This is a genomic window from Parvularcula bermudensis HTCC2503, from assembly GCF_000152825.2.
GTDB lineage: Bacteria > Pseudomonadota > Alphaproteobacteria > Caulobacterales > Parvularculaceae > Parvularcula > Parvularcula bermudensis.
Genome location: NC_014414.1, coordinates 791445 through 805335 on the forward strand (window position 1 = coordinate 791445; position 13891 = coordinate 805335).

13 protein-coding genes and 1 tRNA gene are annotated in these 13891 nt (G+C 60.4%); 9 read left to right on the top strand and 5 right to left on the bottom strand.

Features of this window, described 5'->3' with window-relative positions:
• Positions 1 to 53 precede the first annotated feature (53 nt).
• A complete protein-coding gene (locus PB2503_RS14655) occupies positions 54 to 194 on the bottom strand; it encodes a hypothetical protein (protein WP_158305817.1) in 141 nt (46 codons plus the stop codon).
• A gap of 6 nt (positions 195 to 200) precedes the next feature.
• On the opposite strand from PB2503_RS14655, the gene PB2503_RS03840 reads away from it, so the two are divergent.
• From PB2503_RS03840 to PB2503_RS03850, 3 genes are all read left to right on the top strand, one after another.
• Positions 201 to 276 (top strand) — tRNA-Thr (locus PB2503_RS03840).
• A gap of 212 nt (positions 277 to 488) precedes the next feature.
• Positions 489 to 986: a DUF4760 domain-containing protein gene (locus PB2503_RS03845; RefSeq protein ID WP_013299911.1), complete on the top strand. Its 498-nt coding sequence runs from the start codon at positions 489 to 491 to the stop codon at positions 984 to 986.
• Between the two features lie 42 nt (positions 987 to 1028).
• On the top strand, positions 1029 to 2117 hold the full coding sequence (locus tag PB2503_RS03850) for a zinc-binding metallopeptidase family protein (RefSeq protein WP_013299912.1): 1089 nt from the start codon (positions 1029 to 1031) through the stop codon (positions 2115 to 2117).
• Between the two features lie 15 nt (positions 2118 to 2132).
• Here PB2503_RS03850 and PB2503_RS03855 read toward each other — a convergent pair whose 3' ends face one another.
• Together PB2503_RS03855 and PB2503_RS03860 are read right to left on the bottom strand one after the other, a co-directional pair.
• The gene (locus PB2503_RS03855) at positions 2133 to 2702 is read right to left on the bottom strand and encodes an ActR/PrrA/RegA family redox response regulator transcription factor (protein WP_041534882.1); all 570 of its coding nucleotides are present in this window, start codon (positions 2700 to 2702) and stop codon (positions 2133 to 2135) included.
• Positions 2699 to 4075, bottom strand: coding sequence for an ActS/PrrB/RegB family redox-sensitive histidine kinase (locus PB2503_RS03860; RefSeq protein ID WP_158305818.1), 1377 nt, complete (start codon positions 4073 to 4075; stop codon positions 2699 to 2701). The genes PB2503_RS03855 and PB2503_RS03860 overlap by 4 nt, the downstream gene beginning before the upstream one ends.
• Between PB2503_RS03860 and PB2503_RS03865 the strand changes: the two genes are divergently transcribed.
• The 4 genes from PB2503_RS03865 (at position 4074) to PB2503_RS13780 (ending at position 9677) form a co-directional block, all read left to right on the top strand.
• A complete protein-coding gene (locus tag PB2503_RS03865; RefSeq protein WP_013299915.1) occupies positions 4074 to 4655 on the top strand; it encodes an SCO family protein in 582 nt (193 codons plus the stop codon). The two genes, PB2503_RS03860 and PB2503_RS03865, sit on opposite strands and share 2 nt — an antisense overlap.
• Before the next feature lie 81 nt (positions 4656 to 4736).
• The gene (locus PB2503_RS03870; protein ID WP_013299916.1) at positions 4737 to 6038 is read left to right on the top strand and encodes a polyhydroxyalkanoate depolymerase; all 1302 of its coding nucleotides are present in this window, start codon (positions 4737 to 4739) and stop codon (positions 6036 to 6038) included.
• A gap of 77 nt (positions 6039 to 6115) precedes the next feature.
• Entirely contained in the window at positions 6116 to 8938 is a 2823-nt protein-coding gene (gene polA, locus PB2503_RS03875; RefSeq protein ID WP_013299917.1) for a DNA polymerase I, read from the top strand.
• A gap of 127 nt (positions 8939 to 9065) precedes the next feature.
• Complete coding sequence (locus tag PB2503_RS13780) at positions 9066 to 9677, top strand: DUF4282 domain-containing protein (protein ID WP_013299918.1); 612 nt, start codon at positions 9066 to 9068, stop codon at positions 9675 to 9677.
• A gap of 45 nt (positions 9678 to 9722) precedes the next feature.
• On the opposite strand, the gene htpX is transcribed toward PB2503_RS13780, so the two are convergent.
• Positions 9723 to 10649, bottom strand: coding sequence for a zinc metalloprotease HtpX (htpX, locus tag PB2503_RS03885; protein WP_013299919.1), 927 nt, complete (start codon positions 10647 to 10649; stop codon positions 9723 to 9725).
• A gap of 64 nt (positions 10650 to 10713) precedes the next feature.
• Between htpX and PB2503_RS03890 the strand changes: the two genes are divergently transcribed.
• Both PB2503_RS03890 and PB2503_RS03895 read left to right on the top strand, forming a co-directional pair.
• A complete protein-coding gene (locus PB2503_RS03890) occupies positions 10714 to 10974 on the top strand; it encodes a DUF1674 domain-containing protein (RefSeq protein WP_013299920.1) in 261 nt (86 codons plus the stop codon).
• Positions 10974 to 13172: a tetratricopeptide repeat protein gene (locus PB2503_RS03895; RefSeq protein ID WP_013299921.1), complete on the top strand. Its 2199-nt coding sequence runs from the start codon at positions 10974 to 10976 to the stop codon at positions 13170 to 13172. Before PB2503_RS03890 ends, PB2503_RS03895 begins: the two co-directional genes overlap by 1 nt.
• On the opposite strand, the gene dnaQ is transcribed toward PB2503_RS03895, so the two are convergent.
• On the bottom strand, positions 13147 to 13884 hold the full coding sequence (gene dnaQ / locus PB2503_RS03900) for a DNA polymerase III subunit epsilon (protein WP_013299922.1): 738 nt from the start codon (positions 13882 to 13884) through the stop codon (positions 13147 to 13149). The genes PB2503_RS03895 and dnaQ overlap by 26 nt on opposite strands.
• Positions 13885 to 13891: the final 7 nt, after the last annotated feature.

The following is a 13891-nucleotide window of genomic DNA, read 5'->3' on the forward strand; positions in this document are numbered from 1 at the left end:
CTTGGCAGTGATCGACCAGGACAATGGCATATAGGAATGGCGGTCAACGGCCATCAGAGGCCGTCAGGATCGCTTATCCCATACCAGATGTTCACGATGACCTGCCGATGCGGCCCGATCCGGCAAGGGGAAATGCGCTCCAACGCCTCGCCGTAATCGTTGCGCCCCACCGCTCTTTCGGCTAGCCCTGTCATTCGAGCGCCGCATTAGCTCAGTTGGTAGAGCAACGCATTCGTAATGCGTAGGTCGCCTGTTCGAGTCAGGCATGCGGCACCATTCCCCACGCTGTCGATTGCCACTATCGGCGTCCGGCAGTGAAGGTTCCTCCCCGTTTCTCCGCCTCACGCCCAAGCGCATCCAATGGGCACCCCAGACCCTCAAATCTGGCGGACGGCGACCGAGCGCCCGGCGCGCCTCTCTCCCTGGCGCTTCCTCCCCCCCGGCGGCTGTGCCATTGTTCCTTGGGTGTTGGCGTCGGGGGGCCTGTCATGGAGTTTTTGCTCAGCCATATTGAGGGGATCGTCACGGGTGCCTCGATCCTTGTTGCAACCGTGACGGCGTTTTTCCAATCACAGCGCCTCAAACGGATGAAGCAGGAGGAATTCACCCTCCAGACCCTGTCCTTCCTCATCACGGCCGAAGGGCTGCGTCAGGCTTTCATCAGGGTCAATCGCGACTCCTTCCGCGGGGAAGACCCCCTCCTTGCGATCGATGATGAGGATATCTTCGCCGCCTATTCGACTCTTCTTGATTTCTATACGGATCTTGCCATATCAGTTAAGAACGGGCTTCTCGTTGAGGAAATCGTTCTCAATAATATGGGCTCGGCGATGCTTCGCCATTTTGATTACCTGGCGCCGTATATCCAGGAAATGCGCACACGATATGATTTCCCGCGATATGTGGGGACCTATGAAGAATTCGTCGAGAATCGGTTGCGACGGGTGAAGAAGCGATTTTCGCAAGGGCCGCGCGTCAAAAAATAACGGTCGTCCTCATTGCCCTCTCACACGGAACGGGGCGGTCCGGTGACCGTTTTGAGAGAAGTGTTTGAGGTCATTATGCACCGTTACCATTGCCCGCAATGCCGTCAGGAAGTCTATTTCCGCTCCTTCTCCTGCGTGTCCTGCCAACGAAATCTTGGATACGCCCCCTTCACGGATCGGATGATTGCGGCGGATGAAAGCGGCCATTTCTCCGATGGAGCAGCGGGAAATTACCTGCCCTGCCAGAATCGGGCGAACAATGTCTGCAATTGGCTGGTGAGCGAGAGTACAGGTCCGCAGCTCTGCGATTGCTGTCAGCATAATTCAACGATCCCCGACTTGACGATCCCTGGGAATATCGACCGATGGCGGACGATCGAGGAAGCAAAACGGCATCTCTTCTATTCGCTGATCCGCTGGGCCCTGCCCCGGCCGACCGAGGCGAGTGGCGCCCCAGAACCCCTGGTCTTTGAGTTCCTCGCCGATGAACAGCGGTCCGATGGCTCCATCGCGCCGATCTTTACCGGCCACGAGCATGGCTTGATCACCCTTGATATTGCCGAAGGCGACGACGCCGAGCGGGAGAAACGTCGACAAGCCATGGGGGAGCCCTATCGGACCCTTATCGGCCATTTTCGGCATGAAGTCGGCCATTATTACTGGGACCTCCTCGTGCGGGATGCCGGAAAATTGGCCGCCTTTCGAAATATTTTCGGTGACGAGACCCAAGATTACGCCGCGGCCCTAAAGGCCCACTACGAACAGGGCCCGCCCCCCAATTGGTCGCAGCGCTATATATCCAGCTATGCCACCTCTCACCCTTGGGAGGATTTTGCGGAAACCTGGGCGCATTACACCCACATCGCCGATTCCCTGGAGACGGCCGATGCCTACTCCCTCGCCGTGGAAAACCCCATTTCCGATCACAGTCAGTCGAAGGTCACCTTGACCTTCGACCCCTATCGGGCACCGTCCACAAACGATTTGATCAAGGCGTGGGTACCGGTCACCATCGCCATCAACGCCATCAACCGGTCCATGGGACAGCCTGATCTCTATCCCTTTGTGATCTCAGAAGAGATTCAGGCGAAGCTCGCCTTTATCCATGACCTCATCCATGGCCCGCGCTAAGGGCCGGGATCGCGCTTACATGGGCGCCCGCTTGGCGAGGATCCGCTGCAAGGTCCGCCGATGCATCCCCAGCCGCCGCGCTGTCTCCGACACATTGTGGTTACACAGCTCATAAACCCGCTGGATGTGCTCCCACCGTACCCGATCGGCAGACATGGGGTTTTCCGGCGGCTCCGGCATCTCGCCCGGGGGGGCAAGAAGGGATTTCTGCACATCGTCCGCATCGGCGGGCTTGGCGAGATAATCGATCGCGCCCGCTTTGACCGCAGCGACGGCCGTCGTGATATTGCCATAGCCGGTCAGGATGATCGCGCGCGCATCCGGTCGCTTTTCGTGCAGCTTGTTGACGATTTCGATGCCATCGCCGTCCTCCAGCCGTAGATCCACGACGGCGTAGGAGGGGGCGTGCTCATTGATCAACGCCACCGCCTCCGCCACGCTTTCGGCCAGGATAGGATCGAAGCCACGCTTCTCCATCGCGCGCCCCAGGCGGGTCCGAAAGGGTTGATCGTCATCGACGATTAGGCACGACTTATCGTGCGGCAATCTGTCGGGCATGGCTGCCCTATGTGCGGTTTCGCTCATAAAGACATTGGCTCCCCGTGAGTGCTTTCCATGTAAATAGGGTTTTCGTGCAGTCTGACGAGAGGCCATCGCACCTCAACCCAAGCCCCAGAAAGTCGCAGGCGATTTCCGAAGGTCAGGCTGGCGCCCGAGCGCTCAAGCAATGTCTTCGCGATGAAGAAGCCAAGGCCAAGGCCCTGCTTACCATTCAGCGCGCGATAGCTGTCGGTCCGCGGGAAGGGTTCACCCAATCGCGACAGGACGTCATGCGGAAAGCCATGGCCATCGTCTTCAATGGTCACGAACAACGAATTACTGTCCCATGAGGCGGTGACCCTAACCGTCTCCCGCGCGAATTTGACCCCGTTTTCGATAAGCGTTCGTAGGCCGTAGATCATCGCCGGATTTCTCACGAGCTGATCGGGGGGCGCACTGTCCGACCGAGGGTCGAAGACGAAACTCACCTTTGGTCCTTTGGGGGTGAGGAAGGGTTTGGCCGCCTCCCGCAAGAGCTCTTCGAGGGCGATTTGCGCATGGCGGGCATCGCCGCTCTCCCCCACTTCGGACAGCCGGGTGAGGATGCGCTGGCATCGTTGCGTTTGCGAAATGAGGAGCTGAGCATCTTCCTTTAGCGGGCCGTCGGGCAATTCCCGCTCCATCTCCCGGGCGGTGACCTGGATCGTTGCGAGCGGGGTGCCGAGCTCATGGGCCGCCGCCGCCGCCAGCCCGCCGACGGCGGTCAATCGCTCTTCCCTCGCCAAGACACCATGGGCGGCGTCGAGGGCCGTTGACAGTCGCCTTTGAGAAATCGCCACCTGGCGCGCATAGGCCGCCGTAAAGACGACCCCCAATAACAACGCTGCCCAAGAGCCCAGCTCGATCAGCGGGGAGGCCTGCTCCGGCCCCGGCAAGGGAGAGTGCCAAAGGGCGATCAGAGTCAGAACAAGCACGATCCCCACAATCACCACCCCCGCCCGTCGGATATCAAGGGCAAATGCCGCCAACATCGAGGGAAGAATGAGCCAGACAGCAAACGGATTCCCGATGCCCCCTGTCAGGAACAGGATCCCGCCGATCTGTAGGACATCGAAGAGAAGGTGACCGGCCAATTCATTTCCGGCCACCGCCTTGTTAGGTCTCTTTTGTTGCCAGACGAAATAATTGACAGCGGCGCCGATGGCGATGACAGACAGGATCGGTCCAAGCGGCAGGGGGTAGCCCATGCCGAACCGCACCAGAAGGGTGACCGTCAACTGTCCGATCACCGCAAACCAGCGCAAATTCGTGATCGTTCTGATCCGGAGGAGTTCCATGGGACGATTGCCGGAGATAGCGGACGACTTATTCATGTCCCTAGATAGCGTCGCATCATTCTCAAAGAGAGGTGACATCATGATCCGCCCCATTGCTCTCGTTCTGACCTTGACCTTGATGGCCTGCGGGCAAGCACCGAACGATCGCCCAATGCCGGGGGCCATCACCCTCAATGAAGCATTCGACGCCGATTTCGACCTCATCGACGATCAGGGGGAACCCGCGACGGACGAACGTTTTGAGGGCAAACCGATGTTTATATATTTTGGGTTTACCGCCTGTCCGGATATCTGTCCGGCGGCGCTTGGCATCATGACCCAAACCCTCGACAGGTTGGGCGCGCAGAGCAAAGCCATTCAGCCCCTGTTCATTTCCGTCGACCCGGCGCGAGATGACCCAGAGCGGCTTCGGAACCACCTTGCCTATGATGGTCGGATCCTTGGCCTCACCGGATCGCAAGCGGCGATCGACGACGCGCGGCTGGCCCTCAATTATTATGCCGCCCGGCGTGAGCTGCCGGACAGTGCTCTGGGCTATACGATTGATCACCAAAGGATATTTTTCCTAACCGACGCGGCGGGGACGCCTGTCTTGGCCTTTCCTGACAGCACCGATCCCGCGCTCCTCGCGAAAGCGATCCGTAGGATTTTAAGCGAATAGCTGGGGGGACGGCTGTTTCATCAACCAAATGGCGCTACACTCTACTGCAACGCACCATTTTGGTCAGCAGGTCACACCATCATGCTCTACACCGCCTACGAACTCGGTCATCAGCTCCTCGCCCCCTATAACGCCGCCGCGCGAACCGTTGCACAGACGCTTGAGTCCCTGTTGCCGGAGGATGCGCCCTCGATTGCGGCCCGGCCCGGTCTCGCCAGCCTCAAGGTTTTTGACAGCCTGACCCGGCGATATGGCAAACCGGATTGGCAGCTGCCCGAAACCTATATCGATGGCCACGCGGTTCCCGTGAAGATCGAGACGGTCATGGAAAAGCCCTTTGGCAGCCTTCGTCGTTTCGTTCGCGATCCCGATGCCCGCCGCACCGCAGGACGATCGGGTCCCGACCCGCGTGTGTTAATCGTGGCACCAATGTCCGGCCATTATGCCACCCTGCTCCGGGGGACGGTGGCGGCGATGCTGCCCGACCACGAGGTCTTCATCACCGATTGGGTGGATGCGCGCACGGTCCCGGTCTTTTTCGGCCGCTTCAATCTCAATGACTACATCGACTATCTGATCGAGTTTCTCCAAGCGATCGGCCCCGGCGCCCATACGATTGCCGTATGTCAGCCCGGCCCGCCGCTCCTTGCGGCAACGGCCGTGATGGCCGCCGCGGACGATCCTGCGACCCCTCGCTCAATGTCGATTATGGGCAGTCCCATCGATGCGCGGCGCAGCCCGACGGTCACCAATCTCTTGGCGGAGCAACGCGCCTTTGAGTGGTTTGAACAGAATATGATCCAAACCGTCCCCGCGCCGAATGCGGGGGTCTCGCGGCGCGTCTATCCAGGGTTTCTCCAGCTCTACAGCTTCATGTCGATGAATGCCGAACGTCACAGTTCCGCCTTCTGGGATTACTTCGAAAATATCATGCAAGGAGACAACGCCTCCGTCGCCAAGCATGAAAAATTCTACGACGAATATTTCTCCGTCTGCGATATGACGGCTGAATTCTACCTTCAGACGATACGCGACGTTTTTCAGGAATATCTTCTTCCCCGGGGCCTGTTCTTCCATCGGGGCGACAAGGTCGATTGTTCCAAGATCACGAAAACCGGCCTTTTGACCATCGAGGGTGAACTCGACGATATTTCGGGTATCGGCCAAACCCAGGCCGCCCACGATCTATGCACGTCCCTGAGTGCCAGCGACAAGCAGGATTATGTTCAGGAGGGCGCTGGTCACTACGGGGTGTTCAGCGGCTCGAAATGGCGCGAAGTGATCCAACCGCGCCTTGCCGCCTTCATTCGCGAGCGCTTTGATGAGGCTGAAGAGCGGAAATTCCTTGCCGAGGCGGCGCCGCTTCGGGCGATCAGCGCGTAACAGGCAGCGAGCAGAATTTGCGAAAGAAGCGGCGCGGCACGCTTTGCCCCGCGTCCTTCCTCGCTTAAGCGGTCTTGATGGCACAGACCCTTCCCCTCGGGCCGGACAGCCGTCTCTATCTTGTCGACGGCTCCGCCTATATTTTCCGCGCGTTCCATGTCCTCGACCGCCATGCCGGCGGCTCTGAGCGGTTTCAAAAGAAAGACGGAACGCCGACCAGCGCTGTATTCGGCTTCTGCAACATGCTCTGGAAGTTGGTCAGTGATGCCCACGACGCGGCGCAGGAGGAAATCGGCCAACCCACCCATTTCGCCGTTGTCTTCGACCATTCAGGCGAGTCTTTTCGCAACGCGCTTTACGATGAGTACAAGGCCAACCGATCGGCCCCGCCCGAAGATCTCGTCCCTCAATTCCCCCTCGTCCGGGACGCCACCCGCGCCTTCGGTCTGCCATGCCTCGAAATGGCAGGCTACGAAGCCGACGATATCATCGCCACACACGCTCGACTGGCCGAGGAAAAAGGCGCGGAGACCGTTATCGTCTCATCGGATAAGGACTTGATGCAATTGATCACGGATCGGACGGTCATGTTCGATCCCATGAAGAACCGCATTATCGATCGACAAGCCGTGATCGAAAAATTCGGCGCCGGGCCGGAGCGGATGATCGATATGCAAGCGCTGATGGGAGATTCCACCGATAATGTCCCGGGCGTCCCGGGAATTGGCCCAAAGACCGCGGCGCAATTGCTGGAGGATTACGGGTCGCTCGACGCGCTTCTCGACCGGGCAGACGAGATCAAACAGAAAAAGCGCCGAGAGATGCTGATCGCGCACCGGGAGGATGCCCTCCTCTCCCGCCAATTGGTGACGCTTGACCGGCATGTCCCGGTAGAAGAGGCGCCCGAAGATCTGGGCTTGTCCCCCTTCGATCACGCAGCGCTCGTCCGCTTCCTCGAAGACGAGATGGAGTTCAATACGCTGCCGAAACGCATACGCGAGGCGGGGGGACTTGAGGTCCCCACGACCGAGGCGTCGCCTGCGGCGGTTCCCATCGACCAGAATGGCTATGAGATCATCTTCGACCCCAAGATCCTTCGCGCGCTAATGGCGGAGGCGGAGGAACATGGCATCATTGCGATCGATACGGAGACGGATAACCTCGAAGGGATGAAGGCGAATTTATGCGGCATTTCCTTCTCGATCGTTCCGGGTAAGGCGTACTATGTGCCTGTCGGCCACGGGCAGACAGATCTCTCCCTCGACGATCCTGAACACTCTCAACAAATGAGTGAGGCGACCGCGCTTGACATCCTCAAGCCCGTTCTCCTCGACCCCTCGATCCTGAAGGTCGGTCAGAACCTCAAATACGATTTGTTGATCCTTCGTGAGCGAGATATCGATGTCGTCGGGTATGACGATACAATGCTGCTGAGCTACGCCGCCGATTGCGGTTTCGCCAGTTTGCACGGCATGGATGAGCTGTCCAAGCGTCACCTTGGTCATGAGCCCATTCCGTATAAAGAAATTGTGGGCACCGGGAAGAAACAAAAGACGTTCGGGGATGTGCCTATAAAGGACGCCTATATCTACGCGGCGGAAGATGCGGATGTCACCCTCAGGCTCCATACCATCCTGAAATCACGCGCGATTGAGAGCCAGGTCTACACCGTCTACGAAACCATGGATCGCCCGCTTGTCTCGGTCATCACCGATATGGAGCGTGCTGGCATCAAGGTGGACCGTGACCGCTTGTCCGCCTTGTCGGGGGAGTTCGCCCAGCGCATGGCCGCCCATGAGGCCGCCGTCCACGACATTGCCGGTGAGCGCTTTAATCTCGCCAGCCCCAAGCAAATCGGCGATATCTTGTTCGGCAAGCTGGGACTGCCCGGTGGCAAGAAAACCAAGACCGGCGCCTGGTCAACGGCCGCCGATACCCTTGAAACACTCGCCGCCGATGGGGCCGAAATCGCCCAAGAAATCCTCTCCCACAGGGGATTGGCAAAGTTAAAAGGGACGTATACGGATGCCCTGTCGGAGAGCATTCATCCCAAAACCGGCCGCGTCCACACCTCATTCTCTCTCGCCTCAACGACGACAGGGCGGTTGTCCTCGAACGATCCGAATTTACAAAACATCCCGATACGGACTGAGGATGGTCGCAAAATTCGGGAGGCCTTCATTCCCGAGGATGGAAATGTTCTGATCTCGGCCGATTATAGCCAGATCGAGCTTCGCCTGTTGGCGCATATCGCTGAGATCGGTCCCCTGATCGAGGCCTTCCACCAGGGCCTCGACATCCATGCCATGACGGCGGCGGAGGTGTTCGGCGTCCCGCTTGAGGGGATGGATCCCAGTATCAGGCGGCAAGCTAAGGCGATCAATTTCGGCATCATCTATGGGATTTCAGCCTTTGGCCTGGCTCGAAATCTGGGAATTGGCCGGGATGAGGCCAGCCTCTTCATCAAACGATATTTCGAGCGGTTTCCGGGGATCAAAGCCTATATGGACGAGACGATCGAAGGCGCGCGGGTCCATGGCTATGTCGAAACGCTCTTTGGTCGTCGCTCCCACACCCCCAATATCAAGGCCAAGCAGCCCAATATCCGCATGGGCGCCGAGCGTCAGGCGATTAACGCCCCCATCCAAGGGTCCGCCGCTGACATCGTGAAACGCGCCATGATTCGCGTGCCCGCGGCGTTGGCCGCGCATCGCCTCTCCGCCAAGATGCTGCTCCAGGTTCATGACGAATTGGTCGTGGAATGCCCGGCCGATCAGGCGGACGAAACCGCCGCCGTTCTCAAGGACGTGATGGAAGGGGCGGCCGGCCCGGCCCTCTCCCTCAGCGTTCCCCTCGTCGTCGAGGCGGGACAAGGGGCCAGCTGGGAACAAGCCCACTGAGATCGGACGACCGCTGGGCGCGTCATTTTGCGCTGACCTTGACACACCGGGGCCTTGCGGACCGTCCGCGAACGGGGTTCGCTAGCCTGATGCTCGTTCCTGCCACCCGCACCCAAAGGAGACCCGCATGTCCGATTTGATCGGCCGCTTCCTCAGCTTCGAAGATCATCTCGGGCGAGGATTGGTCAGGGTTCTATACTACGTCGCCCTCTTCTACGTCGTGGTCATCACCCTCTATGAAACCGCAAATCATGTGTTCGATCTCGATATCGGACTGCTTCTTCTCGTCCCGTTCAAATTCATTCTCACGGTTCTGGTGTTGCGCGTGGCATCGGAGGTCCTGATCGCCATCCTGTCGATCGATGATCATCTCAAGGGACAAGCCGTGACGGGCGGCGGGTTTGAGGCGGGGCTGACGACCTCCGACCCGGCGCAAGCCAGCACAAGAGATTTAACCGAGGCGGCGGATGAGCCCGACGACCTTCCCGCGCAAGGGGGGGAAGAGCCCGCGGTCAGCACAGGCCCTCAGTCCAGTGCGACGATGAAGCGCGCGGCCACCAAGACCGCGACAAAGAAAACCGCCACGAAAAAAGCGGCAAAAAAGGCGACGAAGAAAGCCACCAAGAAAACCGCCGCCAAAAGCACAACCAATGGGTCCGCGCCCAGCCCCACAACCGATGAGGGCGACAGCGCTGCTGCACCGGATGGCGCGTCCCCGGAGCCAGACAAGGAGATGTAAGCCCCGCGCTTACGTGCAAGCGCGGGAAGCTCCCTCTGTTGGGGATTAGCCCCAGGGCCCGCGCACGCCCCCCTCGGCTTTGGCGACCTCGCCGCCCCATGGTCCTGGGGAGGCAGGAGATCCGCCCCCGTTCATCGCCACCAGCCGATCGATGCGGTTTTGCGTTGCCGGGTGCGTGGAAAAGAGATTGTCCGCCCCCTGGCCGTTCAAGGGATTGATGATCATCATCTGCCCCGATGCCGGGTTTCGTTCCGCCGTGGCATTTGGGATTCGCGCAACACCATTGGAAATTTTCGCCAGGGCCGACGCCAGCCATAGCGGATTGCCGCAGATCTCAGCGCCGATCTTGTCGGCCTCATATTCCCTTGTCCGGCTGATCGCCATTTGAACCAAGCTCGCCGCCAAGGGGGCCAGGATCATGATCGCCAAGGTCTGGAGTGCGCCGCCCGCATTTTGACGATTGCCGGAGAAGAAGAACGCGAAATTCGCCAGGGCTGTAATGGCCCCTGCCAATGTCGCCGTAATCGTCATGGTCAGGGTATCGCGGTTTCGGACATGCGCCAGCTCGTGCGCCATGACCCCAAGCACTTCTTCTTCGGTCAGAAGATTGAGAAGGCCGCTGGTGGCGGCCACGGCGGCATTTTCGGGGTTTCGTCCGGTCGCAAAGGCGTTTGGCTGAGCGTTGTCGATGACATAGACCTTTGGCGGCGGCATACCGGCCCTGCCCGCCAATCCGATCACCCCCTCGGCATAACGCCGAAGTCGAGGATTGGGGGTATCCGGGGACACCTCCTCGGCTTTGTACATGCGCAGGACGATCTTATCCGCGTTCCAATAACTAAAGAAATTCATCACGGCGGCAAAACCAAGCGCAATGACCATGCCTTTTGGTCCGCCAATCAGAAGGCCGATCAGGCCGAAAAGCGCGGTAATCGCCGCAATCAGCATGAAGGTGCGCAACGTCGCATTCATGGAAGTCTGTGCCCTTTTCACCTAAATACCCCTCAGAAATAGGAAGCGCTTGGGAGCACCGCCAGTGACCGACAATGCCGGAAAAGACGACGCCCCCGACCAAGGACAAGCCCCGGTCCCAACGACCGATGATGGCATTCCCCTGATCGTCAACGGCCGCCGGCTGTCCGAAACGGAGATCACGGCGCTTCGGGAAGCGAGAGATCGCCGAGACGCGATCGCCCGTGAAGATCAGGCCCGAGAAGTGGGCGGCGCGGCGCGGGACACCAATCCCACCCGGTACGGTGACTGGGAAAAAGCCGGTCGCGCCATCGATTTCAGTTGATGGGAGACAGGTCACGGGCGATCGGACTTCTGTGCCTCTTGGGCTGTGTCCTCGGTCTTCTCTCCGCATGCGAGAACGCAGCGGAGCGGGCGGAGAAGTTCACAGAGCTCGGCAATGCGTATCTCCAAGAAGGCGATACGTTCCGTGCCCGCATCCAATTCGATAACGCCCTTCGCGCCGATACCAAGCATGAGGGGGCGTTGCGCGGTGCGCTTGAGGTGGCCGATATCGAGGACGCCCCGACGGGCAGAACGATCCCCCTTTTGGAGAAATTGGTGGCCGTCTCCCCCACCGATATCGTCCTGCAATCCCGCCTTGCGGATACGCTCATTGCCGGCGGTACCCCGTTCGCGGCCCTGGCCCCGGCGGAAGCCAGCCTAGCCCTGGCCCCGCAATCGGCCGATGCCGCCCGGCGAGTGGCCCTGGTGCTCGCCTTGACCGGGAATGACCCCCGCGCCTCTCCTGCTGCGGACCTTTTGGGGCCCGACGATCCGGTGGGACGACTTGGGGTTGCCCTCAAGGGCGGGTCGGAAGGCACAGCGCAGGAAATCCTCACACAGCTTCGTCAGTCAGACCCGGAAAATGCGAGCCTCGGCCTGGCCCTGGCCGATAGCCTAATATGGCAAGGTCGAGATCCCGACCGCGCCGATCGCCTGCTGGCGGCGGTTGAGCCCTTGTTGATCGATCCCAACGCCGCGTCCCTCAAACGGGCGGAATTGGCCCTTGCCCGCGGTGATCTTGCCCGAGCCCGATCATTTCTCCGCGGCGGATCGATGGATAGTCTCAATGCCAGGGCCCAGCTTCTCTGCCGCCAAGCGGGTCAATGTGCCGTCGCCGTCAAGGAAGTCCGGGCCCCCTCCGCCGCCTTGCTCACCGCTGCCGCACGGGAGGCGCTTGGGGCCGGACGCTATACCGAGGCGGAGGAGTATCTCCAGCGGCTGCCCGGCACCGCGGCCGCCGAGCGCTCGGTCCTCGATATCCAATTGGCGTTGGCTCGGGGACAGACCCAAGCGGCGGTGACCGCCCTCGCCGCTGTGCGGGGGGACAGCCCGGACCTTGCCGCCTTGCGCATCCTCGCCGCGGAAGGGGCCGATGCCGAGAAACGCGCGGCCCTCCGCCGTATTGTGGATCGGTCGGCGGAGGCCACCATCGCGGTCGAATATCTTGTCGCCGAAGCCCTCGCCGCGGGGGACGCCGATCAGGCAGCCGCGCTTCTCCATCGCATGGCCCGACGGTTTCCCTCCCGCATCGACCTTACCCTGGCGGCGGCCGAAGCGTACCGCCGAAGCGGAGATTTCGCCCAAGCCAAAGCGTTGGCGGCGCGGGTCCGGCGGCTCAATCCCGCCGCCCCCGGCGCGTTGAGGTTCCTGGCGAGCCTTGCCATGGAAGAGGGGAAGCTTTCCGCCGCCCGGCGACTGACCGAGGCGCTGATCGAGGTCGATACCCATGATCCGGCGCGTCAATTGCGGATCGAGGCCCTCAAGCGAAGCGGTCAATCAGACCGCCTCACCGCCTTGCTTGAGGCATGGCGCGCGGAGGGGGTGTCACGCCCTTACCTTTATCGCGAACTGGCAGAGATTTATGGACGCACGGGGAAGTCCGAGCGGCAACTCAGCGTCCTCCAGGCGGGGCGGAGTGCTTTTCCATCCCTCCCCTATTTCGTGATCGAAACAGCAACTTTACAATCTCAATTGGGCCGAACCGGCGCTGCGGAGACGACATGGCGAAACGGGCTCGCCGCTTTCGAGAATTCCCAAGCTATCCGTATCGGTCTCGCCAATCTTCTCATGGCCCAGGAACGACGCAGCGAAGCCTTAAGATTTGTGCTTGAAACGCCCGTGGGCGAGCTATTGAAGGCCCCCTCTTCGCCACAGCTCGTGGAGAGGATCGACCGGGCCCTTCCCTCCCATCCCGTCCTTTCCGCGGCGATTTGGCGGGGCCTTGCCCGGCAACAGATGGATCGCGGTGAGACGTCAGCCGCCGCGCAGCTCATCGCCCGATCCCTCCAGCTCATGCCGAATGATCCAGATACGCTTTATTGGGCAGGTCAGATTCAGGCCGCCAGGAATGAATGGGGAGAGGCCGAGGAGAGCTGGCGTCAAGCGCTAGCGCTTTTGCCCGACACCGGCGCGACGGTAACCGAAGGCGAGATCCGGGCGCGCCTCGACCGGGTCACCCCCCCCGCGACCGATCCGTAACAGCGTCAGCCGTATAGCGCGCCCAGAGCGGGTCCTTCATCTCGCCGATAAGGGCGGCATGGGCCGCATGTTCCTCGTCGGTGAGCAATTGGGGACGGGGTCCTGGACGCTGACGGGCGGGCTCCCCCCTAGCTTTGCGTCGTCCCCCAACGGATTGATCGGGGTCGAAGATCAGCCCGCCCTGCCGACCGCCGGTCAGTTCGATATAGACCTCGGCCAATAAGCGCGAATCGAGCAGCGCGCCGTGTCCTTGCGCTTCGCGTTCGGTCAGATCGATGCCGAAGCGTTGACACAGCGCATCGAGGGAGGATGGCGAACCGGGAAAGCGTTTCCGCGCGATTTGCAACGTATCGACGATATCGCCGGGTTCGCCCCATGCCCATGGAAGGCCGATCTCGTCCAAATGATGCTGCATGAATTTGCAGTCAAAGCTGGCATTATGCGCGACCAGAACGGCGCCTTCGCAAAATTGATAGAAAGCCTGCCCAATCGCGGGGTCTTTGAAAATCGGCTTGTCGGCCAGAAATTGCGATGACAATTTATGAACGCGATAGGCGGCCTCCGGCATATCCCGTTCGGGGTTCACATAGACGTGGAATGTGCGCCCGGTCAGCGCCCCATTCACCATTTCCACAGCCCCGATTTCGACGACCCGGTGGCCGTCAAGCGGATCTAATCCGGTCGTTTCGGTATCGAATACAATCTGACGCATAAGGGGT

Coding starts and splice junctions, on each gene's coding strand:
- PB2503_RS03865 (WP_013299915.1), top strand. CDS start 4,074: ATGATCCGCCCCATTGCTCTCGTTCTGACCTTGACCTTGATGGCCTGC.
- PB2503_RS03860 (WP_158305818.1), bottom strand. CDS start 4,075: ATGATGTCACCTCTCTTTGAGAATGATGCGACGCTATCTAGGGACATG.
- htpX (WP_013299919.1), bottom strand. CDS start 10,649: ATGAATGCGACGTTGCGCACCTTCATGCTGATTGCGGCGATTACCGCG.
- PB2503_RS03870 (WP_013299916.1), top strand. CDS start 4,737: ATGCTCTACACCGCCTACGAACTCGGTCATCAGCTCCTCGCCCCCTAT.
- PB2503_RS14655 (WP_158305817.1), bottom strand. CDS start 194: ATGACAGGGCTAGCCGAAAGAGCGGTGGGGCGCAACGATTACGGCGAG.
- PB2503_RS03845 (WP_013299911.1), top strand. CDS start 489: ATGGAGTTTTTGCTCAGCCATATTGAGGGGATCGTCACGGGTGCCTCG.
- PB2503_RS13780 (WP_013299918.1), top strand. CDS start 9,066: ATGTCCGATTTGATCGGCCGCTTCCTCAGCTTCGAAGATCATCTCGGG.
- dnaQ (WP_013299922.1), bottom strand. CDS start 13,884: ATGCGTCAGATTGTATTCGATACCGAAACGACCGGATTAGATCCGCTT.
- PB2503_RS03855 (WP_041534882.1), bottom strand. CDS start 2,702: ATGAGCGAAACCGCACATAGGGCAGCCATGCCCGACAGATTGCCGCAC.
- PB2503_RS03895 (WP_013299921.1), top strand. CDS start 10,974: ATGGGAGACAGGTCACGGGCGATCGGACTTCTGTGCCTCTTGGGCTGT.
- polA (WP_013299917.1), top strand. CDS start 6,116: ATGGCACAGACCCTTCCCCTCGGGCCGGACAGCCGTCTCTATCTTGTC.